Origin of the sequence: Pseudomonas sp. LRP2-20, from assembly GCF_024349685.1 — a bacterium.
In the GTDB taxonomy this organism is placed as follows: Bacteria; Pseudomonadota; Gammaproteobacteria; order Pseudomonadales; family Pseudomonadaceae; genus Aquipseudomonas.
The window spans coordinates 1,187,475-1,213,210 of sequence record NZ_AP025944.1 but is presented as its reverse complement, the minus strand read 5'-3'; the positions used below and the strand labels follow the sequence as shown (position 1 = coordinate 1,213,210).

The window sequence follows — 25,736 nt, the reverse complement described above, 5'->3', positions numbered from 1 at the left end:
CATGCGCCGCCTATCCGACCTGCTGTACCGGCGCCCCAACCTTTACCTGGCACTGCTGCTGATCCCCCCGCTGACCTGGTTCGGCGCCATCTACCTGGGCTCGCTGCTCAGCTTGCTGTGGCAAGGCTTCTACACCTTCGACGACTTCACCATGGCAGTTACCCCGGAGCTGACCCTGGGCAACTTCGCCGCGCTGTTCAACCCGTCCAACTTCGACATCATCCTGCGCACCCTGACCATGGCCGTGGCCGTATCGCTGGCCAGTGCGGTGCTGGCCTTCCCGATCGCCTACTACATGGCGCGCTACACCAGCGGCAAGACCAAGGCGTTTTTCTACATCGCGGTGATGATGCCGATGTGGGCCAGCTACATCGTCAAGACCTATGCCTGGACCCTGCTGCTGGCCAAGGGCGGGGTGGCCCAGTGGTTCGTCCAGCAGCTGCACCTGGACGCCCTGCTGCAAGCCGTGCTGGCGGTGCCTGGCGTTGGCGGCAGCACGCTGTCGACCTCGCACCTGGGGCGCTTCATGGTGTTCGTGTACATCTGGCTGCCATTCATGATCCTGCCGATCCAGGCCTCGCTGGAGCGCCTGCCGCCGTCGTTGCTGCAGGCTTCGGCAGACCTGGGTGCCCGGCCCGGGCAAACGTTCCTGCAGGTTATTTTGCCGCTGTCGATCCCCGGGATTGCCGCCGGCTCGATCTTCACCTTCTCGCTGACCCTGGGCGACTTCATCGTCCCGCAGCTGGTCGGCCCTCCGGGCTATTTCATCGGCAGCATGGTCTATGCCCAGCAAGGGGCGATCGGCAACATGCCGATGGCTGCGGCGTTCACGCTGGTGCCGATCGTGCTGATTGCCGTGTATCTGTCCATCGTCAAGCGCCTGGGGGCCTTCGATGCACTCTGAAAAAGCGTCGGTCGGCCTGCGCCTGGCGGCCTGGGGCGGGTTGCTGTTCCTGCACTTCCCGATCCTGATCATCTTCCTGTACGCCTTCAACACCGAAGACGCAGCGTTCAGCTTCCCGCCCAAGGGCTTCACCCTCAACTGGTTCGCCGTGGCCTTCGCCCGCCCCGACGTGCTCGAAGCCATCAAACTGTCGCTGCAGGTGGCCTGCCTGGCCACGCTGATCGCGCTGGTGCTCGGCACCCTGGCCTCGGCAGCGCTGTACCGGCGCAGCTTCTTCGGCAAGGAGAGCATCTCGCTGATGCTGATCCTGCCGATCGCCCTGCCCGGTATCATCACCGGCATCGCCCTGCTCTCGGCATTCAAGCGCCTGGGCATAGAACCTGGCGTGTTCACCATCGTGATAGGTCATGCCACGTTCTGCGTGGTGATCGTCTACAACAACGTGATCGCCCGCCTGCGGCGCACCTCGCAGAGCCTGATCGAGGCGTCCATGGACCTCGGCGCCGATGGCTGGCAGACCTTCCGCTACATCATCCTGCCCAACCTCGGCTCGGCCCTGCTGGCCGGCGGTATGCTGGCGTTCGCCCTGTCGTTCGACGAGATCATCGTCACCACCTTCACCGCAGGCCACGAACGCACCCTGCCGATCTGGCTGCTCAACCAGCTCAGCCGCCCGCGTGACGTGCCGGTGACCAACGTGGTCGCCATGCTGGTGATGCTGGTGACCATGCTGCCGATTCTCGGCGCCTATTACCTGACCCGTGGCGGCGAAAGCGTTGCGGGCAGTGGCAAATGACCCACGAGGAGTCCCCCGATGCAAACGAAAATGCTGATCAACGGCAAGCTGGTCGCAGGCGATGGCCCGACCTGGACCGTGCTCAACCCGGCCGAGGGCAGCGCCCTGGCGCAGATCAACGAAGCCACCGAGGCCCAGGTCGATACCGCCGTGCGTGCCGCCGACCAGGCCTTCGACAGCTGGTCGCAGACCAGCCCCAAGGAACGCTCGCTGACGCTGCTGGCGCTGGCCGACACCATCGAAGCCCATGGCGATGAACTGGCCCGGCTGGAGTCGCAGAACTGCGGCAAGCCATTTGCCGCCGCCCTGAATGACGAAATCCCGGCCATCGCCGACGTGTTCCGTTACTTCGCCGGCGCCGCCCGCTGCCTCGGTGGCTCGGCCGCGGGTGAATACCTGCCGGGCCATACCTCGATGATCCGCCGCGATCCGTTGGGCGTGGTGGCCTCGATCGCGCCGTGGAACTACCCGCTGATGATGCTGGCGTGGAAGATCGCCCCGGCCCTGGCAGCCGGCAACACCGTGGTCATCAAGCCCTCGGAAATGACCCCGTTGACCGCCCTGCGCCTGGGCGAGCTGGCCAAGGACCTGCTGCCGCCCGGCGTGCTCAATATCCTGTTCGGCCGCGGGCAGACGGTCGGCAACCCACTGGTCACCCACCCCAAGGTGCGCATGGTGTCGCTGACCGGCTCCATCCCGACCGGGGCACATATCATTGGTGCCACTGCCAACAGCGTGAAGCGCATGCACATGGAACTGGGCGGCAAGGCGCCGGTGCTGGTGTTCGACGACGCCGATATCGACGCGGCCATCGACGGCATCCGCACGTTCGGCTTCTACAATGCGGGCCAGGACTGCACCGCCGCCTGCCGCCTGTATGTGCAGGCGGGTATCTATGAGCGCTTCGTAGAACGCCTGGGCAAGGCCGTTTCCAGCCTCAAGGCCGGCCTGCAGGATGCCGAGGACACCGAACTCGGCCCGCTGATCAGCGCCCAGCACCGCGACAAGGTGGCCGGCCTGGTCCAGCGCGCCATCGCCCAGCCACATATCCGCCTGGTGACTGGCGGCAAGGTGATTGCGGGGGATGGCTTCTTCTTCGAGCCGACCGTGCTGGCCGACGCCTTGCAGGATGACGAGATCGTGCGCAACGAGGTGTTCGGCCCGGTAGTGTCGGTGACCCGTTTCAGCACCGAGGAGCAGGCACTGGAATGGGCCAACGATTCCGAATACGGCCTGGCATCATCGGTGTGGACCCGTGACACCGGCCGCGCCCACCGCCTGGCGGCGCGTTTGCAGTATGGCTGCACCTGGGTCAACACCCACTTCATGCTGGTCAGCGAAATGCCCCATGGCGGGCAGAAGCACTCGGGGTATGGCAAGGACATGTCGATGTATGGGCTGGAGGACTACACCTGTGTGCGGCATGTGATGATCAAGCATTGAACGCAATGCCTGGATTGAGGCTTGGACCTCAATCCAGGAGCTTTCCTACATTGCATTAAGCCCGTTCCTGATCTTGCTTCCATTATTTTGTGATCTTCGAAAACGCACGATCAGAAAGCCAGAAAGCATGGAATATCGGGGACATAGAGCACTAGTGAAATACAGCAAAGAGGATCGCTTATGGGTGGGGCACCCTTGCACCACCCGCGATATCGTCGGGTTTCATACCCGATCACGTCGAACACTTTCTGCAACCTTCAAGGAAGCGGTGGATGACTATCTGGAGGTCAAACACCAAGTGCAGATTTAACGCAACCACTGTGGGAGAGGGTTCACCCGCGAACACCGGCAAAGCCGGTGCCATACACCGAGTCGCTTGCTTCGCGGGCATGCCCGCTCCTACGGGATTATCACTATCTTCCAGGCGTGCGCTGTACTTGTGGGAGCCGCGCTTGCCGGCGATGGGCCGCGAAGCGGCCCCACGATCTCAAGGTTTTTGCATAAACTGCCGGGGCCGCGCGGCCCATCGCCGGCAAGCGCGGCTCCCACAGGAATCGCGCCAGATTTAGGCAATTGAGCGAGACAGTTGCTCTCACATTGCCGCGATGGGTCAACGGCCCCTATCAATCTCGCAAATCGGACTCGTGAATCGGGTTGGCGCGGCTGGTCGCCCGTTGATACTGCGCAGGCCAGGTGGCCTTGTTACCACCCAGATCATCATCGGCATGCAACGGCCAGTAAGGATCGCGCAGCAACTCCCGCGCCAGGAAGATCACGTCGGCCTGCCCGGTGCGCAGAATATGCTCGGCCTGGGCTGGCTCAGTGATCATGCCGACGGTGCCCGTGGCAATCTCTGCTTCCTTGCGCACGCGTTCTGCAAAGCGGGTCTGATAGCCCGGGCCTGTTGGGATTTCGGCGTTGACCGAGGTGCCACCGGAGGACACGTCGATCAGGTCGACACCCAGCACCCGCAGGCGGCGGGCCAGTTCTACGGTTTCATCCGGGTTCCAGCCATCCTCGACCCAGTCGGTTGCCGATACGCGCACGAACAGCGGCAGTTCTGCAGGCCAGACTTTACGTACGGCCTCGACCACCTGCAGGGTCAGGCGAATGCGGTTCTCGAAGCAGCTACCGTACTCGTCACGGCGCTGGTTACTCAGTGGTGAGAGGAACTGGTGCAGGAGATACCCATGGGCCGCGTGGATTTCGACGACCTTGAAGCCGGCTTTCAGCGCCCGCTCGGTCGAGGCGACGAAGGCATTGATCACGCCCTGAATCTCGTCCTTGCTCAATTCGCGCGGAGGCGTGTGCTGCGGGTCGAAGGCGATCTTCGAAGGGCCCACCGGCTGCCAGCCACCGTCCTCGAGCTTCACACTGCCCTGCTTGCCCAGCCAAGGCCGATAGGTGCTGGCCTTGCGCCCGGCGTGGGCCAGCTGAATGCCCGGCACGGCGCCCTGGGCGGTGATGAAGCGGGTAATGCGCTGCAACGGCGCAATCTGGTCGTCGTTCCACAGGCCAAGGTCTTCGGCGGTGATGCGACCATCGGCAGTCACCGCGACGGCTTCGCTGATGACCAGGCCGGCGCCACCCACGGCGCGGCTCCCCAAGTGAACGAGATGCCAATCGTTGGCCAGGCCATCGATGGCGGAATACTGGCACATCGGCGAGACCGCGATGCGGTTGGGCAGCGTCAGCTGACGCAGGGTGTAAGGCTCGAGCAGCAGGCTCATGAGGGCACCTCCCAAGGACTCCAATGGTGATCCGGTCCGGACACTCAAGTGCACATCCCTGGCCCGGTGCCGGTCATTAATCAGACTAGACCAGATTGGTGGGGGGGAAGGTTCAGTGGGATGGCGGGGTGTTCGTCGGAAGGTTTGCGGCGCCTGTCAGATCGAGCGCCGCCCGCGCGGCGCATCGCGAGCTGTGCTCGCTCCTACGTTTGTTTCGGGCCAGTTGTTCCTGGGGGATTTGCGCGCGAACGCCTTGGCGCATGGCGCAATATCGAGTCGTACCAACAAGGCGGTCGCGCGCGCCTGCCACAGGCGTTACTGGCCGGAAACAAACGTAGGAGCGAGCACAGCTCGCGATGCGCCGCGCGGGCGGCGCTCGATTTCCGCCCCACCACAAAAACCGAGGCGGGCACCTGCGGTAAATTCAGCGCGGCTCCATATGCGCAATCATCAACTGCACGCTCTCATTCCCGCGAAACTCATTCACATCCAGCTTGTACGCCAACTCCACCCACCGCACCGTCGGGTTCGGCCACACATCACGGTCGATGCCAAACGCAATACCATCCAGCCGGACCGAGCCGCACTCGCTCTTGAGCACCACCTTCAAGTGCCGCTCGCCGACCACACGTTGCTCCACCAACTGGAACACCCCATGGAACAGCGGCTCGGGGAAGTGCTGCCCCCAAGGCCCAGCGTTGCGCAGGGCCTTGGCCAGGTCGAGGTGGAACTCCTCCACCGCCAGGCTGCCGTCCGACAGCAGACGACCGGTCAGGTCCTCCTCACGCAGCTGGCGCCGGACTTCTTCATCGAACGCTTCGGCAAACGCCGGGAAGTTGCTTTCGGGGAGGGACAACCCCGCCGCCATGGCATGCCCACCGAACTTGCTGATCAGCTGCGGCTGGCGCGCTGCCACGGCGTCCAGCGCGTCGCGGATATGGAAGCCCGGCACCGAACGCGCCGACCCCTTGAGCATGCCGTCGCCCGCATCGGCAAAGGCGATGGTCGGCCGGTGGTAGCGCTCCTTCAGGCGCGAGGCGAGGATCCCGATCACACCCTGGTGCCAATCGGCATCGAACAGGCACAAGCCATAAGGCATGGACTCGACCGGCAGGTCCTTGAGCTGGGCCAGGGCCTCGCGCTGCATGCCCTGCTCGATCGACTTGCGGTCCTGGTTCAGATCATCCAGCTGCTGGGCCATGTCCTGGGCCAAGGCCTGGTCTTCACACAGCAGGCATTCGATGCCCAGGCTCATGTCATCCAGGCGCCCGGCGGCATTGAGCCGTGGGCCGAGGATGAAGCCGAGGTCAGTGGAGGTGATGCGCCGATGGTCACGCCGTGCCACTTCAAGGATGGCCTTGAGGCCAGGCCGTGCACGGCCGGCGCGGATGCGCTCAAGGCCCTGGTGGACGAGGATGCGGTTGTTGGCATCCAGCGGCACCACGTCGGCAACGCTGCCCAGGGCGACCAGGTCGAGCAGCTCGCCAATGTTCGGTTGCGGCTGCGTTTCATAGCGCCCCAGGCTGCGCAGGCGTGCACGCAGGGCCATCAGCACATAGAAGATCACCCCGACCCCGGCCAGCGACTTGCTGGGGAAGCCGCACCCAGGCTGGTTCGGATTGACGATGGCGTCGGCGTCCGGCAACTGCTGGCCCGGCAGGTGGTGGTCGGTGACCAGCACCTTGAGCCCGGCCGCCTTGGCGGCGGCAACACCTTCGACGCTGGAGATACCGTTATCGACGGTAACCAGCAGGTCCGGCTGGCGCTCGAGCGCCACCTGGACGATCTCTGGCGTCAGGCCATAGCCGTATTCGAAGCGGTTGGGCACCAGGTAATCGACATGGGCCGCGCCCAGCAGGCGCAGGCCGAGCACGCCAACGGTGCTGGCGGTGGCGCCGTCGGCGTCGAAGTCGCCGACGATGAGGATGCGCTGGCGTTGGTCGAGGGCTTCGACCAGCAAGTCCACCGCCGCCTCGATGCCCTTGAGCTGCTGATACGGCAGCAGCCGCGCCAGGCTCTTGTCCAGTTCGGCTTCGGACTGCACGCCGCGAGCGGCGTACAGGCGGGTCAGCAAGGGTGGCAGGTTACCCAGAAATGGCAGGGTCGATGGCAGCGGGCGGGGTTCGATACGCATGGGGTCTTCGGCAGTCAGGTGTCAGTCGGTTCAGCCACGCTCACCGAGCAGCCATTGCAGTTGCACTTCGTGCTGGCCACGGTCGTCGGTAACAAATACGGTGCCCTCGCTGATCATCACATCCCACTTGATGGTGCGTGGCATGTCGGTGGCCAGGACTTCCAGCACCTCCTGCGGCACGGCGGCAATGCTCAGGTTCTTCAGGCCCTTGACCGCACCCACCACCTTGCCTTCCCACACCCGCAGGCTGCCGTAGGCCAGCAGGCTGGTGCGCTCGGTGCGGCGCGAGCACCAGGTCAGGCGATCGGCATCCGGCTGGCCGACTTCGATCCAGTGCAGGATGCGGTCGTCCAGGCTCTTTTCCCACAGCGCCGCTTCATCCACATCGGACAGGCCACGGCCGAACGACAGGTTCTCGTTGTACCACAGGGCATAGGCCAGCAGGCGCACGGCCATGCGCTCTTCGGTTTCCGAAGGGTGGCGGGCGATGGTCTGACGGACGTTTTCGTACACGCCGCGGTCGAGGTCGGTCAGGTTCAGTTCGAATTTGTAAGTGGTGGACGGCTGGGCCATGGTCGAAGGGGCTTCGTGCGTAGAAAAAAGTCACCTAGTCTAACCGATCCTGCCTGCGCTTGCGCCGGAGCAGTATCGGCCGCTTCGGACCTATGCTAAAACCACGGCTCTGACCAGTTGCCACGGATGCCTCATGTCTACGCCCAGCAAACCCCTCGCCGGCCTGAAAGTCATCGAGCTCGGCACCCTGATCGCCGGGCCGTTCGCCTCGCGAATCTGCGCCGAATTCGGCGCTGAAGTGATCAAGGTCGAGTCGCCGGACGGCGGCGACCCGCTGCGCAAATGGCGCAAGCTGTACGAGGGCACATCGCTGTGGTGGTTCGTGCAGGCGCGCAACAAGCAGTCGCTGACGCTTAACCTCAAGCACCCCGAAGGTCGTGAAGTGCTCAAGCGCCTGCTCGGCGAAGCCGACATCCTGATCGAGAACTTCCGCCCCGGCGTGCTGGAAAAGCTCGGCCTGGGCTGGGACGTGCTGCACGCCCTCAACCCGCGCCTGGTGATGGTGCGCCTGTCCGGCTTTGGCCAGACCGGGCCGATGAAGGACCAACCGGGCTTCGGTGCGGTCGGTGAATCGATGGGCGGGCTGCGTTACATCACCGGCTTCGACGATCGCCCGCCAGTACGCACCGGGATTTCCATCGGTGATTCGATCGCCGCGCTGTGGGGGGTGATTGGCGCGCTGATGGCACTGCGTCATCGCGAGGTCAATGGCGGCCAGGGCCAGGTGGTGGACGTGGCGCTGTACGAAGCGATCTTCGCCATGATGGAGAGCATGGTCCCGGAGTTCGACGTGTTCGGTTTCATCCGCGAGCGTACCGGCAACATCATGCCGGGCATCACGCCCTCCTCCATCCACACCAGCGCCGACGGCAAGCATGTGCAGATCGGCGCCAACGGTGACGCCATCTTCAAGCGTTTCATGCAGGCCATCGGCCGCACCGACCTGGCCAACGACCCGGACCTGGCCAGCAATGACGGCCGCGATGCCCGGCGCGACGAGCTGTACGGAGTGATCGACCGCTGGGCCAACAGCCTGCCGCTGGACCAACTGATGCAGGTGCTCAACGACGCCGAAGTGCCGGCCAGCCGGATCTACTCGGCCGAGGACATGTTCAGCGACCCGCAGTACCTGGCCCGTGAGATGTTCCTGCAAGCGCGCCTGCCGGACGGCAAGCCGTTCAAGATGCCGGGCATCGTGCCCAAGCTCTCGGACACCCCGGGTTCCGCCGAATGGGTTGGCCCGACGCTGGGTGAACATACCGACAGCGTGCTGGCTTCGCTGGGCTATGACCAGGCGGCGATCGCCAGCCTGCGCCAGGCGGGCACGGTCTGAGGCTGCTGCAGATGCGTTCACTGGCCCTGTGCTGCGCGCTGCTGCTTGCCCTGCTGGTGGCGCCGGCGCAAGCTAAGGAACGCCTGCTGTGGCTGGTGCGCGACCTGCCGCCATTCACCGTGTATGAAGGCACGGAGAAAGGCCACGGGGTCATCGACCAGATGCTGCCGCTGCTGATCGAGCAGATGCCCGAATACGACCACAGCATCATCCGGGTCAACCGTGCGCGTGGGATCCAGATGCTCCAGGACCCGGCCAGCTTCACCTGCGACCCGACACTGCTGTGGACGGCGGAGCGTGCGAAATTCGTGTACTTCTCAGAGCCGACGCTCGGCGTGCTGAGCAGCGGTGTGGTGGTGCGCAAGAACGGGCAGGCGCTGCTGGCACCGTTCCTCGACGGCCAGGAGATCGACCTCAAGGGTTTGCTCGGCAATACCCAGCTCAAGCTGGGCATCGTCGCCGAGCGCAGCTACAGCAGCCAGGTCGACGCGATCCTGCGCCAGCTGCCAGACTCGGCGTTCAGCCGCCATTACGGCAACGATGCCACCGCCAACCTGCTACAGATGCAACAGCTTGGGCGCCTGCAACTGGTGCTGGGCTACTGGCCGGAAGTGCGCTACCTGATTCAGCAACAGGGCGGCTCGCCGGCGGACTACCAGTTTCACCCGATTCAGGGCGTGAACCGCTACCAGTTCCTGCACGTAGGCTGCTCGGACACGCCACTGGGGCGCGCCGCCATCAGCCACATCAACCAGTTGCTGCCAGCCCTGCGCCAGAACACGTTGCCTGCCCTGTATGCTCACTGGCTTGACCCCGAGCTGCGCGCAAGCTACCTGGAAGAGAGCAGGCACTTCTTCGAAAACCGTTGAGCTGCAGTCAGTGGAAGCGGGGGCAAAAAGAAACCCCGGACGCTGGGGAAGACGCCCGGGGCCAATCGAAAGTCCTCATGGACTTCCAGCGGCAACCTGCCAGTACCGGAGCTGTGCACCGGCCGGCTGCCCTTGGTATTTCTGATACGCCAGTCAGGCAAAGGTTCCCTGTGGCTGCTGGCGCTGTTGCAATGCCGCGATCACACAGGGCTGCAAGCGCCCTTCGACAATCTGCAGGTCACGGTGCAAGCCGTCTACCAGGTCGATCAGCAGGCTTTGCTCCTGCAACTGGCGCAGGCTGACCGTACGTCGCAAGGCTGTGCCACCGAGGCTGTCGTACACGGTCAGTTGGCGATTGCCGCTGGCATCCGTTGCCCCCAGCTTGGCTTGGTAGGGGGTGAGGGCGTCGTTGAGCAGTCTGCAGATTCTTTCCATCCGGATCACTCGCTTGTAATGGGACATGAAGGAACTGACCAGCAAACGCGGCAGAAAGTTCGTTACGCCACGGCTGTGCTAGTGAGCATGCGTGGGTGACGTGACAGTTTGAATACGCTGCAGGGCTTGTTGCCAGCGCCCGACTGGCAGGGGCCAAGGCAGGTCAGCGAGGACCCACAAGCCTTGGCGCCGGGCCTCATCGGCGAGGTTCAGGCAGCCTGCGTTGGCGTGGCCGACGAACAGCACGGCACGGGTAGCGCTGGCCCGTTCGAGCAGCGCCAGCCCATTGCTCACGGCATGCTCAAGGATCAACAGATCGGCGCACGGCTTGCGGGCAAGGCAGGTGTCGAGGTCGGCCAGGTCGTGGGTGACGCGCACATTGAACAGGCCTTGGGCATTGCAGGCCTGGTGCAGGAGGATCTGATGGGATGGGCGTGCCGGGTGGATCAACACGTAGGGCTGTCGCATGTGCCGCTCCTTGGGGGAAGGACCGGTCACTCTAGGCAAGGCTTCCACAGCCTTACATAGGACAATTCCGTGAAAGGTATAGGAAGTTTCTGAACCTGGGGCTGCTCCGCAGCCCATTCGCGGGACGAGCCCGCTCCCACAGAGAGCCCACGTTCCTCAAGGACTGTGCAATGCCTGTGGGAACCGCGCTTGCCGGCGAAGCGGCCCCACGGTTTCAAGGTCGTTGCATGAATTGCCGGGGCCGCTTTGCGGCCCTTCGCCGGCAAGCGCGGCTCCCACAAGTACAGCGCACGCCTGGAAACGGGTGATAATCCTGTGGGAGCGGGCTTGCCCCGCGAATGGGCCGCAAAGCGGCCCCCGATATCAATGCGATTACAAAGGCTTGCCGCGATTACCATGCTGGCTGACAAAGGCTTGAACAGCCTTCAGGTCATTGGCCAGCACGGTGCAACGCTCTTCACGGCTGAACAGGTCGCTCAGGTGCGCCGGCAATTCCAGCGCCTTGCCGACACCGGCCTTCTCCACCGCTTCCGGGAACTTGACCGGGTGCGCGGTGCCCAGCACCACCATCGGCGTGTCCAGGCTGCGGCGGCATTCGCGGGCGGCCTTCACACCGATTGCGGTGTGCGGGTCGAGCACTTCACCGGTGGCGGCAAACACCTCGGCGATGGTCTCGCAGGTTTGCTCGTCGCTGACTGCCAGCGAATCGAACAGCTTGCGCGCCTCGGTCCAGCGGTCCTGTTCGACGCTGAAGCCGCCACCCTGCTTGAAGGTCGCCATCAGCTCGGCCAGCGCGGCGCCATTGCGGCCGTGCAGGTCGAACAGCAGGCGTTCGAAGTTGGACGACACCATGATGTCCATCGATGGCGACAAGGTCGCGTGCAGGGTTTCCTTCACGTACTGGTTGCCGCTCATGAAGCGGTGCAGGATGTCGTTGCGGTTGGTGGCAACGATCAGCTGGCTGACCGGCAGGCCCATGTTGCGCGCCAGGTAACCGGCGAAAATATCGCCGAAGTTGCCAGTCGGGACCGAGAACGCCACCGAACGGGCCGGGCCGCCCAGCTGCAGGGCCGCATGGAAGTAGTAGACGATCTGGGCCATGATCCGCGCCCAGTTGATCGAGTTGACCGCAACCAGGCGAGTGCCCTTGAGGAACGACTGGTCGGCGAAGCTGGCCTTGACCATTTCCTGGCAGTCGTCGAAGTTGCCTTCGATGGCGATGTTGTGGACGTTGTCGCCGAACAGGGTGGTCATCTGCCGGCGCTGCACTTCCGACACACGCTGGTGCGGGTGCAGGATGAAGATGTCGACGTTCTCGCAGCTGCGGCAGCCTTCGATGGCGGCGGAGCCGGTGTCACCGCTGGTGGCGCCGATGATCACCACACGCTCGTTGCGCTTGGCCAGCACGTGGTCGAGCAGGCGGCCGAGCAGTTGCAGGGCGAAGTCCTTGAACGCCAGGGTCGGGCCGTGGAACAGCTCCAGCACCCACTCGTTGCTGTTCAGCTGGCGCAGCGGGGCGACCGCCGCGTGGGCGAACTCGCCGTAGGTTTCTTCGAGGATCTTCTTGAAATCGGCATCGGCGATGCTGCCTTCGACGAACGGGCGCATTACCCGGAAAGCCAGTTCGTGATATGGCAGGCCGGCCCAGGAAGCGATCTCTTCCTGGGTGAAGCGTGGCAGGTTTTCAGGGACGTACAGGCCGCCGTCGCTGGCCAGGCCAGCCAGCAGCACGTCTTCGAAATTCAGGGCCGGAGCCTGACCGCGGGTACTGATATAGCGCATGGGTGCAAACCTTCGATGCTAGGGCCGCGCGAGCGGCCCGATTGGCAAATTAATTCAGCTGTTCGACGCGGATGCGCACGACCTTGCCGACCACGTCCTGCAGTGCTTCCAGGGCGACGATGGCGTCGTTGATGCGCTGCTCGACCACGCCGTGGGTCAGCAGGATCATCGGCACCAGGCCGTCCTGTTCCTCGGCTTCCTTCTGCATGATCGACTCGATGTTGATGCCGCGCTCCGACAGGATGCTCGCCACCTGGGCCAGCACGCCCGGGTGGTCCTTGGCCTGGATGCGCAGGTAGTAGGCGCTTTCGCAGGCTTCGATCGGCAGGATCGGGTGGGCCGACAGCGAGTCTGGCTGGAAGGCCAGGTGCGGCACGCGGTTTTCCGGGTCGGAGGTCATGGCACGGACCACGTCGACCAGGTCACCCACCACCGACGAAGCGGTAGGCTCCATGCCGGCGCCGGCACCGTAGTACAGGGTGGAACCGGCGGCGTCACCATTGACCATGACTGCGTTCATCACGCCGTTGACGTTGGCGATCAGGCGGTCGGCCGGGATCAGCGTCGGATGCACGCGCAGCTCGATGCCTTCGGCGGTGCGACGCGCCACGCCCAGGTGCTTGATGCGGTAGCCCAGCGCTTCGGCGTAGTTCACGTCAGCGGTGGTCAGCTGGGTGATGCCCTCGGTGTAGGCTTTGTCGAACTGCAGCGGGATACCAAAGGCAATGGACGCCAGGATGGTCAGCTTGTGCGCGGCATCGATACCTTCGACGTCGAAGGTCGGGTCGGCTTCGGCATAGCCCAGTGCCTGGGCTTCGGCCAGCACGTCGGGGAAGGCGCGGCCTTTCTCACGCATTTCGGTGAGGATGAAGTTGCCCGTGCCGTTGATGATGCCGGCCAGCCAGTTGATGCGGTTGGCCGACAGGCCTTCGCGGATGGCCTTGATCACCGGGATGCCGCCTGCCACTGCCGCTTCGAAGGCGACGATGACGCCCTTCTCGCGGGCCTTGGCGAAAATCTCGTTACCGTGCACGGCGATCAGCGCCTTGTTGGCGGTGACCACGTGCTTGCCGTTTTCGATCGCCTTGAGCACCAGATCACGGGCGACGGTGTAGCCACCGATCAGCTCGATGACAATGTCGATTTCCGGGTTGCTCGCAACTTCGAACACATCAGCGGTAATGGGGGTACCGGTAATCTGGCAGTTGGGGTTCTGCGAGCGCATGGCAATCTGTGCCACTTCAATACCGCGCCCGGCACGGCGGGCAATCTCCTCGGCGTTGCGCTGAAGTACATTGAAGGTTCCGCCACCGACGGTCCCCAACCCACAGATGCCTACTTTGACCGGTTTCACTGTGAACTCCCCATTGAACGGCCGGCGCCTTCACCGACCGTGAAACATGCCGTCACCCCATGACGACGGCGTATTGAATGAATTACTTGGCGGCCTGCTGCTCGCCAGCCAGGGCCAGCTTGGCCACTTGTGGTGCGGGCTGGTAGCCCGGAATCACCTGGCCGTTTTCAAGCACGATGGCCGGCGTGCCGTTGACGCCGATCTGCTGGCCCAGCTGGAACTGCTTGCTGACCGGGTTGGCGCACTTGGCGGCCTTGATTTCCTTGCCTTCGACCATCTTGTCCATCGCCGCGCGGCGGTCGCTGGAGCACCAGACCGCCTGCAGTTGCTGGTCACCCGGCGAGCCGAGGCCCTGACGCGGGAAGGCGACATAGCGCACTTCGATACCGCGGCGGTTGAGCTCGGGCACTTCGGCGTGCAGCTTGTGGCAGTACGGGCAGGTGGTGTCGGTGAACACGGTGATATGCGACTTGGTCTCGCCCTTGGCAGGATAAACCACGGTCTCGGCGGCCGGAATGCCGTTGATGAGCTTGGCTACGCCCTGACGCTCGGTCTTCTCGGTCAGGTTGACCGGCTTGCCATCCTGCAGCTGGTACAGGTAGCCCTGCATGACGTACTGGCCATCAGCGCTGGCATACAGCACACGGCCGCCCTGCAGCTTGACTTCATAGAGGCCGTTGAGCGGGCTGCTGCCAACGCTTTCCACCGGTACTTCGAGTTCGAGGTTCTGCAACGACTTGCGGATGGCTTGCTCGGCGCTGGCATTGCTGTCAGCCGCGGCTACGGCAAAGGTACTGGCCAGCGCCAACACGGCGGCGGCGAAAATCTGGGTCACGCGCATGGGGAACTCCTGGAGGCGGACAGGGGCCGGGGGGCGTCACCTGCGGAAAAAACGCGGCAACCGGGCGGCCCTTGATGCAAACCGCCCAAGCCTACCACATCACGCTGCTGGTGAAGGGGCCTGCAAGGACCGGTCGGCGGAACATGAAAAACATTCATCCACGCGGATGGTGCTGGGCGTGCAGCTGCTGCAGGCGCGCCTTGGCCACATGGGTGTAGATCTGCGTGGTCGACAGGTCGCTGTGGCCCAGCAGCATCTGCACCACGCGCAGGTCGGCGCCGTGGTTGAGCAGGTGGGTGGCGAAAGCGTGACGCAGGGTATGCGGCGACAGCGGCTTGTCGATACAGGCCACCCGCGCCTGGTGCTTGATGCGGTGCCAGAAGGTCTGGCGGGTCATCTGCTCGCCGCGCTGGCTGGGGAACAGCACATCGCTGGGGCGGCCGTTGAGCAGTTCGGCGCGGCCGTCACGCAGGTAGCGCTCCAGCCATACCACTGCCTCCTCGCCCATCGGCACCAGGCGTTCCTTGCTGCCCTTGCCCATCACCCGCAGCACGCCCTGGCGCAGGTTGACCTGGTCGAGGGTCAGGCTGACCAGTTCGGTGACGCGCAGGCCGCAGGCGTAAAGGACTTCAAGCATGGCGCGGTCGCGCTGGCCGATGGCTTCGCTCAGGTCCGGGGCCTGCAGCAGGGCTTCGACGTCGGCTTCCGACAGTGACTTGGGCAAGGGGCGACCAAGCTGCGGCATGTCGACCTGCAGGGTGGGGTCGACGGCGACCAGTTTTTCCCGCAGCAGGTAGCGGAAGAAGCCGCGCAGGCCTGAGAGAAAGCGTGCGGTGGAGCGCGGTTTGTAACCTTGGTCGAGGCGCCAGGCCAGGTGGTCGAGGATCAATTCGCGGCCGGCATCAGGCAAGGCCACCGAACGTTCCTGGAGCCAGCCGTTGAACAAGGCCAGGTCGCTGCGGTAGGAGACGCGGGTATTGTCGGACAGGCCTTTTTCGAGCCACAGGGCGTCGAGGAACTGGTCGATCAGAGGATGGTCTAGGGCGGGCATTCGGGGCTGCTGGGTGCTGGAAGTGGGCCTAGTGTTTCACAGCAGCTGGCAGGTTGTCTGTACTGGCCCTTTCGCGGGCAAGCCCGCTCCCACACGTGCTCCACAGGATTCAGAGGCTGCGCAGTACCTGTGGGAGCGGGCTTGCCCGCGAAGAGGCCAGCACAGGAGCGCTCAGGCCGCGGGCAAAACGGGCACCGGCCGCTTGTCCTCGTCGATGGCGACAAAACTGAACACCCCGTGGATCGCCCGCTCGCGGCCATCCAGGTACATGTTTTCGACGAATACATCCACCTGCACCTGCAAGCTGGTATTGCCCACCTTGATCACCGAACCCACCAGTTCGACGATCGAGCCTGCCGGGATCGGGTGCTTGAAATCGATGCGGTCGGTAGACACCGTCACCAGCGGCAACCGGCAGAAGCGTGTGGCGGCGATGAACGACACTTCGTCCATCCAGGCCAGCGCGGTGCCGCCGAACAGGGTGTTGTGGTGGTTGGTGGTGTTGGGGAACACGGCTTTGGTCACGCGGGTCACCGACAGCTCGGTGCGGCGCTGGATTTCCTGGTCTCGGCTGGTCATATCCGTCACTTTTACAGATTTCAGAAAGCAAAAAAGCAGCCCGAAGGCTGCTTTTTTCTCGCAAGGGGCCTTAGGCCACCGGGCAAACTGCACTCAGGACAGTTTTTCCTTGATGCGAGCGGCTTTGCCGGACAGGTCGCGCAGGTAGTACAGCTTGGCTTTACGCACGTCACCACGACGTTTCACGGCCAGGCTGTCGATCTGCGGGCTGTAGGTCTGGAAGGTACGCTCAACGCCTACGCCGCTGGAGATCTTGCGCACGGTGAAGGCGCTGTTCAGACCGCGGTTACGCTTGGCGATGACAACGCCTTCGAAAGCCTGCAGACGGGAACGATCACCTTCCTTCACTTTAACCTGGACGACGATGGTGTCGCCTGGTGCGAAGGTCGGGATTTCCTTGCTCATCTGCTCGGCTTCGAGCTGCTGGATGATCTTGTTGGTCATGCTGTGCTCCTAAGATGGATACTTGATCCACCATCGATACGTTTAACTATCGTCCCGCTCGCGGAGATATTCCTCGAGCAGCTTCTTCTCTTCTCCAGAAAGCGAGCGACTTTCCAGAAGATCGGCGCGTCGTTCGAAGGTCCTACCAAGGGACTGCTTCATCCGCCAACGCCGGATATGTGCATGGTTGCCACTTAGCAACACGTCGGGAACACGCTGATCCGCATACACCTCAGGCCGGGTGTAGTGCGGGCAATCCAGCAGACCGTCGGTGAAGGAGTCTTCCTCCGCCGAGTCCACATGCCCTAAAGCTCCGGGCAGCAGCCGCGTAACCGCATCGATCAGAACCATGGCCGGCAGCTCACCACCGGAAAGCACATAGTCGCCAATCGACCACTCTTCATCGACATGAGCCTCGATAAAACGCTCGTCGATGCCTTCATAACGACCGGCGATCAGGATCAACGATTCCTGTTCGGCCAGGCCTTTGACCGCCTGCTGAGTCAGCTTGCGGCCTTGTGGCGAGAGGTAGATCACCTTCGCCGCTGCTCCGGTCGCTTGCCTGGCGCTAACCAGGGCGTCTTCCAGAGGCTTGATTTTCATCACCATGCCCGGACCACCGCCAAACGGCCGATCATCCACGGTATGGTGGCGATCTGTGGTGTAGTCCCGCGGGTTCCAGCAAGTCACCTGAAGCAACCCCTGTTTCACCGCGCGGCTGGTAATGCCGTACTCCGTGATGGCCGAGAACATCTCGGGGAACAGCGTGATGACGTCTACGCGAAGGTTACCCATCGTTTAGAAGTCCGCGTCCCACTCAACCCGCATAACGCCTGCTTCCAGGTCGATATCGAGCACGCATTGCGCCGTATAGGGCAACAGACGCTCGCGATCATCCAGGCTGCCTGCGCAGGGTTTGACCACCATTACATCGTTCGCACCGGTCTCCAACAGGTGATCGACCTTGCCGAACAGTTGTTCGTCCTGGTTGATGACCGTCAGACCCACCAACTGGTACCAGTAGTACTCGTCGGCAGCCAGGTTGGGCAAAAGGCTCCGCGCAATGCAGATTTCGTAACCGCTCAGAAGACGGGCTTCATCGCGATCATCGAGGCCTTTCAGCTTCACGACCAGGCCCTTTTGGGAGCCACGACCGTTGACCAGCTCGACCTGCTTTACCTTGCCTTCATGCCGAAGCGTCCAGCGCGGATAATCCAACAGGTTTTCAATCGGATCGGTAAAGGAATACACCTTCACCTCGCCGCGAACGCCGTGAACCGAAAAAATCTTGCCAACGACGATGAGGTCGTCAGCCTTTTCTGGCGTCGCGTTCATACTGCTCAGGCTGCAGCCTTGGCAGCTTCCTTCAGCAGCTGAGCAACACGCTCAGACGGCTGTGCGCCCTGGCTCAGCCAGTAGGAGACGCGCTCCTGGTTGACCGACAGCTTGACTTCGGCGCCAGCAGCGATCGGGTTGAAGAAACCTACGCGCTCAACGAAACGGCCGTCACGGGCGTTACGCGAGTTGGTCACGGTCAGGTGGTAGAATGGGCGCTTTTTCGAGCCGCCACGGGCCAGACGAATGGTTACCATGTGAACATTGTTCCTATAGTCGGTGCTGCAAATCTGAATGCCAAATAGGCACACGGGTGCCCAAAAGGCCGCATATTCTCGGGGAATACACGGACATTTGCAAATGCCTTTTTCGGCAGAGTCCTGCCCTACCGTCCAGATTTGCCGGTTAAGCCACGGAATCCGCGGCCGTTGCCCCGCCGAAGCGGGGGTTCCGGGCGCCTGCCCGTATGTAAGCAGGCGCCCAAAATAGGGGTTACAGCTTCGGCATGCCGCCGCCTGGCAGCATCCCGCCCAGGCCGCGCATCATCTTGGCCATGCCGCCCTTGGCGGAGAACTTCTTCATCATTTTCTGCATCTGCTTGTGCTGCTTGATCAGCCGGCCGATGTCCTGCACCTGGGTGCCGGAACCGAGGGCGATGCGGCGCTTGCGCGAACCGCTGATCAGGTCAGGGTCGCGACGCTCGGCCGGGGTCATCGAGTTGATGATCGCTTCCATCTGCTTGAACTGCTTCTCGGCCGCGCCCTGGGCGTTGCCCATCTGCGACAGGTTGACCCCGCCGATGCTCGGCAGCTTGTCCATCAGGCCGCCCAGGCCGCCCATGTTCTTCATCTGCTGCAGCTGGTCGCGGAAGTCTTCGAGGTCGAAGCCCTTGCCCTTCTTCAGCTTCTTGGCCAACTTGTCGGCCTTGGCCTTGTCGATGTTCTGCTCGGCCTGCTCGATCAGGCTGAGCACGTCGCCCATGCCGAGGATGCGCGAGGCGACACGGTCGGGGTGGAACGGCTCGAGGGCTTCGGTCTTCTCGCCCATACCGATGAACTTGATCGGCTTGCCAGTGATGGCACGCACCGACAGCGCGGCACCACCACGCGCGTCACCGTCGACCTTGGTCAGCACCACGCCGGTCAGCGGCAGGGCTTCACCAAAGGCCTTGGCAGTGTTGGCCGCATCCTGGCCGGTCATGGCGTCGACCACGAACAGGGTCTCGATCGGCTTGACCGCGGCGTGCAGCGCCTTGATCTCGGCCATCATGTCGGCATCGATGTGCAGGCGGCCGGCGGTGTCGACGATGACCACGTCGATGAACTTCAGCTTGGCTTCACGGATCGCCGCTTCAGCGATGGCCACCGGCTTCTGGCTGATGTCGGACGGGAAGAAGGTCACGCCGATGTCGTTGGCCAGGGTTTCCAGCTGCTTGATCGCCGCCGGGCGGTAAACGTCGGCGGAAACCACCATCACGCTCTTCTTCTTGCGCTCCTTGAGGAAGCGCGCCAGCTTGCCAGCGGTGGTGGTCTTGCCCGCACCCTGCAAGCCTGCCATCAGCACCACGGCTGGCGGCGCGGCGTTCAGCGCGAGGTCTTCGTTGGCCGCGCCCATCAGGCTTTCCAGCTCGGCCTGGACGATCTTCACGAACGCCTGGCCCGGGGTCAGGCTGCGCGACACCTCGGTGCCGACCGCACGTTCCTTGACGCTGTTGACGAAATCCTTGACCACCGGCAGGGCAACGTCGGCCTCGAGCAGAGCCATGCGCACTTCGCGCAATGTGTCCTTGATGTTGTCTTCAGTCAGCTTGGCCTTGCCGGTGACATGGCGCAGCGTCTGTGACAGGCGGTCGGTCAGGTTTTCGAACATGGTGATCCTTTCAGGCCCAGTAAAAGCCGAGGTTTGTCAGGCACCCGAGGGGGAAATGCACACCCGCCAGGCACAGCAAGGCGGCGATTATAACGAAGTGCGGCGGCGGCGGACACCTTGGGAGACATTCGGTGCCTGCACCGGCCTCTTCGCGGGTAAACCCGCTCCCACAAGGACCTGTGCAGGTTTCAAGGGCGGCGCCGTACCTGTTGAAAGCGGGTTTACCCGCGAATGCCACGACGCGGGCCCGCAGTCTTCCTAGAGCAGCGGAATCTATGCCAAACTCCGTCTCTTTAAGGCTCTGCAACCAGGACTTATGGTTTCCTCACCCAGCCTCATCCCCAACCTGATCGCCGCCGCCTTATATATAGCTGCGGCCATCTACCAGGGCACCTACCTGGCCCAGGGCCGAAAGGCCGACAAACGCCTGCTTGGCCTGCTCGGCGCCCTCGCCGTGGTCGCCCAGGGTGGCGCACTGTTCTTCCAGCTGATCACCCCGCTGGGGCTGAGCCTGGACTTCTTCAGCGCCGCCAGCCTGATCGCCGTGGCGGTCATCGCCCTGACGCTGCTGGCCTGCCTGCGCATCCCGGTGGAGAACCTGCTGGTGCTGCTGTTCCCGCTCGGCGCGGTAACCGCCCTGCTGGCGCAGTTCGCCCCGCCCGGCACAGTGCCGCTGATCGACGAAGAACCGGGCATCCTCGCGCACATCCTGCTGTCGATCCTGGCCTATGGCCTGTTCACCATCGCGGTGTTCCAGTCGCTGCTGTTGCTGCTGCAGGACCACCAGCTGAAGAACAAGCACCCATCCGGGCTGATCCGCAACTTCCCGCCACTGCAAACCATGGAAAGCCTGCTGTTCGGCTTTCTCTGGGCCGGCTGGTGCCTGCTCTCGCTGTCGCTGATTTCCGGCTGGCTGTTCCTTGAGAACCTGTTCGCCCAGCACCTGGTGCACAAGACCTCGCTGGCCTGCATCGCCTGGATCGTGTTCAGCGTGCTGCTATGGGGCCGCACCCGCCTGGGCTGGCGCGGGCACAAGGCGATCCGCTGGACCCTGGCCGGTTTCTGCCTGCTGATGCTGGCCTATTTCGGCAGCAAGCTGGTTCGCGAATTCATCCTGCATATCTGACGGCCGCCCATGGACACCCTGCCGTACGCACCGCTACTCGGCATTCTGGCACTGGCGCTACTGTGGTCGGCGTTGTTCACCGCCGTGGACGCCGCCCGCCTGCTGCTCAACGGCTCGCTGCGCAATGGCGATGACGGCCAGCCGCTGCTGCCGGCACAAGCCCTGGTGCTGTGCGCCAGCCTGGGCAAGCTGCTGGTGCTGGGCCTGGCTTGCCTGATCGGCCAACGCCAGAGCGGCGAGCACGGCTTCTGGCTGGCTGGCCTGGCCGCCGTGGCAATACTGCTGGTGTTCGCCGAGTTCCTGCCGCGGCGCCTGGCTCGGCGCAATCCGCAGGCCTTCATCAGCCTGGGCCTGAGCCTGCGGCCATTTCCCCTGGCCCTGCTGCAACCCTTGGCCTGCCTGTTCGACGGCATCGCCAAGCTGATGCTGCGGCCGTTTCGCGTGCAGCCCACGGCGGTGGCCCTGCACCCGCAGGAAGCTGACGACTTCGACGAAGACGACGAGCACGAGGCACCGCGCCACGGCCTGCTGGACGGCCTGCAGTCGCTGGACAAGATCACCGTCAATGACATCCTGGTGCCGCGCAACGAAGTCGATGGCATCAATCTTGACGAGCCTATCGCGCACATCATCGAGCAGTTGATCGTCAGCCGCCACACGCGCCTGCCGGTGTACCACAACGACATCAACCAGGTCGAAGCGATCCTCAACACCAAGCTCATCAGCCACTTGCTGCCCAAGGCCGAGCTGACCCTGGAGCAACTGCTGGGCGCCTGCTACGAACCGTACTTCGTACCGGAAAGCACGCCCCTGCAGATGCAACTGCTGAACTTCCACAAGCAGCAGCGGCGCCTGGGTGTGGTGGTGGACGAGTATGGCGAGGTGCTGGGCATCGTCACCCTGGAGGACATCCTCGAGGAGATCGTCGGTGAATTCGAGGACGAACAGAGCCTCGACAACCCGCACGTGCACCCGAAGCCCGATGGCACCTTCGTCATCGAAGGCACCGCCTCGCTGCGCGAGATCAACCGCACCCTGGGCTGGCACCTGCCTTGCGACGGCGGCCCGAAAACCCTCAACGGGCTGGTCACCGAAGCCCTCGAGAGCATTCCGGAAAGCGCTGTTTGCCTGAAGATCGGCCGCTATCGCCTGGAAATCCTCGAAACAGAGGACAATTGCGCCAGCAAGGTACTGGTGTGGACCGTGACCCGATAGCTATACTCGGGTCACGCTTACCCAGCCCCGCCGTTCCGCCTGCTACCCGCACCCGGCGCCACACGGCCAGTCCGCTCCACTGACACGCCCCGCGGTCCTGCTTCAATACCCCGAACAGTGCCCGCTCCCGCCCCTACCCTCCTCGGGCCAATCGTCAGTCGCGCGAACACAACAACAATACGCTCCGGCGTCCGCCAAGCTGTGCCTGCCTTCGACCCATGCACACAGCGCAGACAAAGCCCATGGAGCGGACCAGACTGTCAGGGACCTACTTAATGACCACCAGCACCTATGCCCAAGCGCCTGCCGCGCCGGTCAACTCGCCTGCACGGGTTGCCACCGCCAGCTTCATCGGCACGGCCATCGAGTTCTACGATTTCTACGTCTATGCCACCGCTGCCGCGCTGGTGATCGGCCCGGTGTTCTTCCCGTCCGGGTCGGGCACTGCGCAGATGCTCGCGGCGTTCATCACCTTCGGCATTGCCTTCCTCGCTCGCCCGCTGGGCTCGGCACTGTTCGGCCATTTCGGTGACCGCATCGGGCGCAAGTCGACACTGGTCGCTTCGCTGCTGCTGATGGGCGTGTCCACCACGCTGATCGGTGTGCTGCCGGGCTATGACAGCATCGGTGTATGGGCACCGGTCCTGCTCTGCCTGCTGCGCTTCGGCCAAGGCCTGGGCCTGGGTGGTGAATGGGGCGGCGCAGCACTGCTGGCCACCGAGAACGCACCAGAAGGCAAACGTGCGTGGTTCGGCATGTTCCCGCAACTTGGCCCTTCGATCGGCTTCCTTGCTGCCAACGGCCTGTTCCTGACCTTGGCCATGCTGCTCAGTGATGAACAGTTCCGCGACTGGGGCTGGCGCATTCCGTTCCTGCTCAGTGCCGCATTGGTGATGGTGGGGCTGTATGTGCGCCTGAAGCTTGAAGAAAGCCCGGTGTTCGCCAAGGCAGTAGCGCGCCACGAGCGGGTGAAGCTGCCGGTGGTCGACCTGTTCGCCAAGTACTGGCTGCCGACCCTGCTGGGCGCAGCCGCCATGGTGGTGTGCTATGCGCTGTTCTATATCTCGACGGTATTCTCGCTGAGCTACGGCGTGACCACCCTGGGCTACAGCCGCGAGACCTTCCTCGGCCTGCTGTGCTTCGCCGTGGTCTTCATGGCCCTGGCCACACCGCTGTCGGCCTGGCTCAGCGACCGTTACGGGCGCAAACCGGTGCTGATTGTCGGCGGCCTGCTGGCGGTGGCTTCGGGCTTCACCATGGAGCCATTGCTGACCTCAGGGTCGACCACAGGCGTGGCACTGTTCCTGGCCATCGAGTTGTTCCTGATGGGAGTGACCTTTGCACCGATGGGGGCACTGCTGCCTGAACTGTTCCCGACCCATGTGCGTTATACCGGCGCTTCGGCGGCGTACAACCTGGGTGGCATTGTCGGGGCTTCGGCGGCACCGTTCTTTGCCCAGAAGCTGGTGAGCATGGGCGGGTTGAGCTGGGTGGGGGGCTATGTGTCGGCGGCGGCGGTGATCAGCCTGATTGCCGTGCTGTGCCTGAAGGAGACCCGCAATACCGCGCTGTGAGCCATTCGGGCTGCTGTGCAGCCCATCGCCGCGGTTCGTCGCCACGACAAGCGCGGCTCCCACAGGGATCGCACAGCCCTTGTGGGAGCCGCGCTTGCCGGCGAAAGGGCCGCAGAGCGGCCCCATACGGTCTCAGATCAGAACTCGACCTTGACCGCCTGCGCAGCACGGGTCGCCTTGGCCCGCGCCGCTTCGACCGACTCATCACGCGCCAGGCACACACCCATGCGGCGCGTGCCGTTGATTTCCGGCTTGCCGAACAGGCGGATGGCCGTGTCCGGCTCGCTCAGGGCAGCGCCCAGGTTGGCGAAGCTGGTCTGCTGCGACTGGCCTTCCGGCAGGATCACCGCCGAAGCCGAAGGGCCGAACTGGCGCACCACCGGAATCGGCAGGCCGAGAATGGCACGGGCATGCAGGGCGAACTGCGACAGGTCCTGGGAAATCAGGGTCACCAGGCCAGTGTCATGCGGGCGCGGCGAGACTTCGCTGAACCACACCTGGTCGCCTTTGACGAACAGCTCCACACCGAACAGGCCACGACCACCCAGTGCATCGGTGACCGCCTTGGCCACGCGCTGCGACTCGGCCAAGGCTTTCGCGCTCATGGCCTGTGGCTGCCAGGATTCCTGGTAGTCGCCCTTCTCCTGACGGTGGCCGACCGGCTCGAGGAAGGTGGTGCCGCCCACATGGCGCACGGTCAGCAAGGTGATTTCGTATTCGAAGTCGATGAAGCCCTCGATGATTACCCGGCCCTTGCCGGCGCGGCCGCCTTCCTGGGCGTAGTCCCACGATTTCTGCAGGTCGGCATCGCTGCGCAGCAGGCTCTGGCCCTTGCCCGAAGAACTCATCACTGGCTTGACCACGCAAGGGTAACCGACATCGGCCACGGCTTTGGCGTAGTCCTCGTAGGTGTCGGCAAAGTGATACGGCGAGGTCGGCAGGTCCAGCTCTTCGGCGGCCAGCCGGCGGATGCCTTCGCGGTTCATGGTCAGCTGGGTGGCGCGGGCGGTTGGCACCACGGTGAAGCCTTCATTCTCCAGCTCGACCAGCGTGGCGGTGGCGATGGCTTCGATTTCCGGAACGATGTAGTGCGGCTTTTCCGCTTCGATGATCGCCCGCAGGGCAACGCCATCGAGCATGTTGACCACGTGGCTGCGGTGCGCCACCTGCATCGCCGGGGCATTGGCGTAACGGTCGACGGCGATCACTTCGACGCCCAGGCGCTGCAGCTCGATCACCACTTCCTTGCCCAGCTCGCCACAGCCGCAGAGCAGTACACGGGTCGCGGTTGGCGACAATGGGGTTCCGATACGGGTCATTTCAGGTCCTCGAAGGCGTCCGGGGCCGTGCCAGGCTTGGCACGGCCCGCTGAAAAAGGACCGGTATTCTACACCATCAGCCCGCCACAGCGGCCCGCCGCGCACGAAATGCCATGGCCAGCCAGACGGCCGTGACACCGGCGAATTTCGAGGCCATGGCGGTGCCGATCACCGCCGGCGTCAGGGCGCCGATCATGCCAAAGAAGATAAAGGTATCCACCGGAATGCTCAGCGCCGAGCTCAGCCACAGGCGGTCACGCAGTGGCCGCCGGGTGATGCTGAACACCAGCCAGTCGATCAGTTCGGAGACGAAGAACGCGGTGGCGCTGGCCAGGGCAATGGCCGGCTCCGAGGTGACATACGACAGCACCAGCGCCAGCAGCATGGCGATCAGCGCGCCATGGCCGTAGCGGGTCTGCACCATGTCGCGCAGGATGAACACCAGGCCGCCCCAGCAGGACCAGATGATGTCCAGGTGCGGGGCGCTGGAGAAGGCGTAGTTGATCAGCACTACGCTACTGATATAGGCAATGAGATAGAACATGGCGAGTGATCTGTGGGC

General features: G+C 63.7%; 25 protein-coding genes. 8 read left to right on the top strand and 17 right to left on the bottom strand.

The features are described 5' to 3' along the window. Position 1 precedes the first annotated feature (1 nt). From OCX61_RS05275 to OCX61_RS05265, 3 genes are read left to right on the top strand one after another with little or no spacing between them, the layout of a single operon-like run. Entirely contained in the window at positions 2-904 is a 903-nt protein-coding gene (locus OCX61_RS05275) for an ABC transporter permease (protein WP_261942895.1), read from the top strand. After that, entirely contained in the window at positions 894-1,700 is an 807-nt protein-coding gene (locus OCX61_RS05270) for an ABC transporter permease (RefSeq protein WP_261942894.1), read from the top strand. Before OCX61_RS05275 ends, OCX61_RS05270 begins: the two co-directional genes overlap by 11 nt. An 18-nt stretch (positions 1,701-1,718) precedes the next feature. After that, positions 1,719-3,143: a gamma-aminobutyraldehyde dehydrogenase gene (locus OCX61_RS05265; RefSeq protein WP_261942893.1), complete on the top strand. Its 1,425-nt coding sequence runs from the start codon at positions 1,719-1,721 to the stop codon at positions 3,141-3,143. 623 nt (positions 3,144-3,766) lie between these two features. On the opposite strand, the gene OCX61_RS05260 is transcribed toward OCX61_RS05265, so the two are convergent. The 3 genes from OCX61_RS05260 to OCX61_RS05250 form a co-directional block, all read right to left on the bottom strand. Then, entirely contained in the window at positions 3,767-4,873 is a 1,107-nt protein-coding gene (locus OCX61_RS05260) for an NADH:flavin oxidoreductase/NADH oxidase (protein ID WP_261942892.1), read from the bottom strand. 424 nt (positions 4,874-5,297) lie between these two features. Beyond that, a complete protein-coding gene (gene recJ / locus OCX61_RS05255) occupies positions 5,298-7,007 on the bottom strand; it encodes a single-stranded-DNA-specific exonuclease RecJ (protein WP_261942891.1) in 1,710 nt (569 codons plus the stop codon). A 30-nt stretch (positions 7,008-7,037) separates the two neighbouring features. After that, positions 7,038-7,580, bottom strand: coding sequence for a YaeQ family protein (locus tag OCX61_RS05250; RefSeq protein WP_054887014.1), 543 nt, complete (start codon positions 7,578-7,580; stop codon positions 7,038-7,040). A gap of 133 nt (positions 7,581-7,713) precedes the next feature. On the opposite strand from OCX61_RS05250, the gene OCX61_RS05245 reads away from it, so the two are divergent. Next, positions 7,714-8,913 (top strand): CaiB/BaiF CoA transferase family protein, encoded by a 1,200-nt coding sequence (locus OCX61_RS05245; RefSeq protein ID WP_261942890.1) that lies wholly within the window; start codon positions 7,714-7,716, stop codon positions 8,911-8,913. Positions 8,914-8,924: 11 nt separating this feature from the next. Beyond that, positions 8,925-9,782: a TIGR02285 family protein gene (locus OCX61_RS05240; RefSeq protein WP_261942889.1), complete on the top strand. Its 858-nt coding sequence runs from the start codon at positions 8,925-8,927 to the stop codon at positions 9,780-9,782. A 153-nt stretch (positions 9,783-9,935) separates the two neighbouring features. On the opposite strand, the gene OCX61_RS05235 is transcribed toward OCX61_RS05240, so the two are convergent. The 12 genes from OCX61_RS05235 to ffh all read right to left on the bottom strand — a co-directional run bounded on the left by OCX61_RS05235 (position 9,936) and on the right by ffh (position 19,940). Then, positions 9,936-10,217, bottom strand: coding sequence for a DUF3509 domain-containing protein (locus OCX61_RS05235; protein WP_261944272.1), 282 nt, complete (start codon positions 10,215-10,217; stop codon positions 9,936-9,938). Positions 10,218-10,295: 78 nt separating this feature from the next. Continuing rightward, positions 10,296-10,685, bottom strand: a complete 390-nt coding sequence (locus tag OCX61_RS05230) for a histidine kinase (RefSeq protein WP_261942888.1) — start codon at positions 10,683-10,685, stop codon at positions 10,296-10,298. A 372-nt stretch (positions 10,686-11,057) separates the two neighbouring features. Continuing rightward, the gene (thrC, locus tag OCX61_RS05225; protein ID WP_027920098.1) at positions 11,058-12,467 is read right to left on the bottom strand and encodes a threonine synthase; all 1,410 of its coding nucleotides are present in this window, start codon (positions 12,465-12,467) and stop codon (positions 11,058-11,060) included. Positions 12,468-12,516: 49 nt separating this feature from the next. After that, positions 12,517-13,821 (bottom strand): homoserine dehydrogenase, encoded by a 1,305-nt coding sequence (locus OCX61_RS05220; RefSeq protein ID WP_085673377.1) that lies wholly within the window; start codon positions 13,819-13,821, stop codon positions 12,517-12,519. Between the two features lie 82 nt (positions 13,822-13,903). Then, positions 13,904-14,662 (bottom strand): thioredoxin fold domain-containing protein, encoded by a 759-nt coding sequence (locus OCX61_RS05215; RefSeq protein ID WP_261942887.1) that lies wholly within the window; start codon positions 14,660-14,662, stop codon positions 13,904-13,906. 154 nt (positions 14,663-14,816) lie between these two features. Continuing rightward, complete coding sequence (gene xerD, locus OCX61_RS05210; protein WP_261942886.1) at positions 14,817-15,713, bottom strand: site-specific tyrosine recombinase XerD; 897 nt, start codon at positions 15,711-15,713, stop codon at positions 14,817-14,819. Positions 15,714-15,884: 171 nt separating this feature from the next. Next, positions 15,885-16,292, bottom strand: a complete 408-nt coding sequence (locus OCX61_RS05205; RefSeq protein ID WP_261942885.1) for an acyl-CoA thioesterase — start codon at positions 16,290-16,292, stop codon at positions 15,885-15,887. Between the two features lie 93 nt (positions 16,293-16,385). Then, entirely contained in the window at positions 16,386-16,736 is a 351-nt protein-coding gene (rplS, locus tag OCX61_RS05200) for a 50S ribosomal protein L19 (RefSeq protein WP_023629812.1), read from the bottom strand. A 42-nt stretch (positions 16,737-16,778) separates the two neighbouring features. After that, a complete protein-coding gene (trmD, locus tag OCX61_RS05195; RefSeq protein WP_003252146.1) occupies positions 16,779-17,531 on the bottom strand; it encodes a tRNA (guanosine(37)-N1)-methyltransferase TrmD in 753 nt (250 codons plus the stop codon). A 3-nt stretch (positions 17,532-17,534) separates the two neighbouring features. Beyond that, positions 17,535-18,071, bottom strand: coding sequence for a ribosome maturation factor RimM (gene rimM / locus OCX61_RS05190; RefSeq protein WP_261942884.1), 537 nt, complete (start codon positions 18,069-18,071; stop codon positions 17,535-17,537). A 5-nt stretch (positions 18,072-18,076) separates the two neighbouring features. Further along, positions 18,077-18,328 (bottom strand): 30S ribosomal protein S16, encoded by a 252-nt coding sequence (gene rpsP, locus OCX61_RS05185; RefSeq protein WP_261942883.1) that lies wholly within the window; start codon positions 18,326-18,328, stop codon positions 18,077-18,079. A 235-nt stretch (positions 18,329-18,563) separates the two neighbouring features. Next, entirely contained in the window at positions 18,564-19,940 is a 1,377-nt protein-coding gene (gene ffh / locus OCX61_RS05180; protein ID WP_261942882.1) for a signal recognition particle protein, read from the bottom strand. Positions 19,941-20,256: 316 nt separating this feature from the next. On the opposite strand from ffh, the gene OCX61_RS05175 reads away from it, so the two are divergent. The 3 genes from OCX61_RS05175 (at position 20,257) to OCX61_RS05165 (ending at position 23,855) form a co-directional block, all read left to right on the top strand. After that, complete coding sequence (locus OCX61_RS05175; RefSeq protein ID WP_261942881.1) at positions 20,257-21,066, top strand: cytochrome C assembly family protein; 810 nt, start codon at positions 20,257-20,259, stop codon at positions 21,064-21,066. A gap of 9 nt (positions 21,067-21,075) precedes the next feature. Beyond that, positions 21,076-22,281, top strand: coding sequence for a transporter associated domain-containing protein (locus OCX61_RS05170; protein WP_261942880.1), 1,206 nt, complete (start codon positions 21,076-21,078; stop codon positions 22,279-22,281). Positions 22,282-22,556: 275 nt separating this feature from the next. Next, on the top strand, positions 22,557-23,855 hold the full coding sequence (locus tag OCX61_RS05165; RefSeq protein ID WP_261942879.1) for an MFS transporter: 1,299 nt from the start codon (positions 22,557-22,559) through the stop codon (positions 23,853-23,855). A 137-nt stretch (positions 23,856-23,992) separates the two neighbouring features. Here the strand turns inward: OCX61_RS05165 and purT are convergent, their stop codons facing one another. Beyond that, the gene (gene purT / locus OCX61_RS05160) at positions 23,993-25,174 is read right to left on the bottom strand and encodes a formate-dependent phosphoribosylglycinamide formyltransferase (RefSeq protein WP_085673393.1); all 1,182 of its coding nucleotides are present in this window, start codon (positions 25,172-25,174) and stop codon (positions 23,993-23,995) included. 76 nt (positions 25,175-25,250) lie between these two features. Continuing rightward, complete coding sequence (locus OCX61_RS05155) at positions 25,251-25,718, bottom strand: 7-cyano-7-deazaguanine/7-aminomethyl-7-deazaguanine transporter (RefSeq protein ID WP_261942878.1); 468 nt, start codon at positions 25,716-25,718, stop codon at positions 25,251-25,253. Between the last annotated feature and the right edge of the window lie 18 nt (positions 25,719-25,736).

What these genes read in the sequence shown, in the direction of transcription:
- OCX61_RS05275 (WP_261942895.1), top strand. Translation starts at nt 2, where the DNA reads ATGCGCCGCCTATCCGACCTGCTGTACCGGCGCCCCAACCTTTACCTG.
- OCX61_RS05270 (WP_261942894.1), top strand. Translation starts at nt 894, where the DNA reads ATGCACTCTGAAAAAGCGTCGGTCGGCCTGCGCCTGGCGGCCTGGGGC.
- OCX61_RS05265 (WP_261942893.1), top strand. Translation starts at nt 1,719, where the DNA reads ATGCAAACGAAAATGCTGATCAACGGCAAGCTGGTCGCAGGCGATGGC.
- OCX61_RS05260 (WP_261942892.1), bottom strand. Translation starts at nt 4,873, where the DNA reads ATGAGCCTGCTGCTCGAGCCTTACACCCTGCGTCAGCTGACGCTGCCC.
- recJ (WP_261942891.1), bottom strand. Translation starts at nt 7,007, where the DNA reads ATGCGTATCGAACCCCGCCCGCTGCCATCGACCCTGCCATTTCTGGGT.
- OCX61_RS05250 (WP_054887014.1), bottom strand. Translation starts at nt 7,580, where the DNA reads ATGGCCCAGCCGTCCACCACTTACAAATTCGAACTGAACCTGACCGAC.
- OCX61_RS05245 (WP_261942890.1), top strand. Translation starts at nt 7,714, where the DNA reads ATGTCTACGCCCAGCAAACCCCTCGCCGGCCTGAAAGTCATCGAGCTC.
- OCX61_RS05240 (WP_261942889.1), top strand. Translation starts at nt 8,925, where the DNA reads ATGCGTTCACTGGCCCTGTGCTGCGCGCTGCTGCTTGCCCTGCTGGTG.
- OCX61_RS05235 (WP_261944272.1), bottom strand. Translation starts at nt 10,217, where the DNA reads ATGGAAAGAATCTGCAGACTGCTCAACGACGCCCTCACCCCCTACCAA.
- OCX61_RS05230 (WP_261942888.1), bottom strand. Translation starts at nt 10,685, where the DNA reads ATGCGACAGCCCTACGTGTTGATCCACCCGGCACGCCCATCCCATCAG.
- thrC (WP_027920098.1), bottom strand. Translation starts at nt 12,467, where the DNA reads ATGCGCTATATCAGTACCCGCGGTCAGGCTCCGGCCCTGAATTTCGAA.
- OCX61_RS05215 (WP_261942887.1), bottom strand. Translation starts at nt 14,662, where the DNA reads ATGCGCGTGACCCAGATTTTCGCCGCCGCCGTGTTGGCGCTGGCCAGT.
- xerD (WP_261942886.1), bottom strand. Translation starts at nt 15,713, where the DNA reads ATGCCCGCCCTAGACCATCCTCTGATCGACCAGTTCCTCGACGCCCTG.
- OCX61_RS05205 (WP_261942885.1), bottom strand. Translation starts at nt 16,292, where the DNA reads ATGACCAGCCGAGACCAGGAAATCCAGCGCCGCACCGAGCTGTCGGTG.
- rplS (WP_023629812.1), bottom strand. Translation starts at nt 16,736, where the DNA reads ATGACCAACAAGATCATCCAGCAGCTCGAAGCCGAGCAGATGAGCAAG.
- trmD (WP_003252146.1), bottom strand. Translation starts at nt 17,531, where the DNA reads ATGGGTAACCTTCGCGTAGACGTCATCACGCTGTTCCCCGAGATGTTC.
- rimM (WP_261942884.1), bottom strand. Translation starts at nt 18,071, where the DNA reads ATGAACGCGACGCCAGAAAAGGCTGACGACCTCATCGTCGTTGGCAAG.
- rpsP (WP_261942883.1), bottom strand. Translation starts at nt 18,328, where the DNA reads ATGGTAACCATTCGTCTGGCCCGTGGCGGCTCGAAAAAGCGCCCATTC.
- ffh (WP_261942882.1), bottom strand. Translation starts at nt 19,940, where the DNA reads ATGTTCGAAAACCTGACCGACCGCCTGTCACAGACGCTGCGCCATGTC.
- OCX61_RS05175 (WP_261942881.1), top strand. Translation starts at nt 20,257, where the DNA reads ATGGTTTCCTCACCCAGCCTCATCCCCAACCTGATCGCCGCCGCCTTA.
- OCX61_RS05170 (WP_261942880.1), top strand. Translation starts at nt 21,076, where the DNA reads ATGGACACCCTGCCGTACGCACCGCTACTCGGCATTCTGGCACTGGCG.
- OCX61_RS05165 (WP_261942879.1), top strand. Translation starts at nt 22,557, where the DNA reads ATGACCACCAGCACCTATGCCCAAGCGCCTGCCGCGCCGGTCAACTCG.
- purT (WP_085673393.1), bottom strand. Translation starts at nt 25,174, where the DNA reads ATGACCCGTATCGGAACCCCATTGTCGCCAACCGCGACCCGTGTACTG.
- OCX61_RS05155 (WP_261942878.1), bottom strand. Translation starts at nt 25,718, where the DNA reads ATGTTCTATCTCATTGCCTATATCAGTAGCGTAGTGCTGATCAACTAC.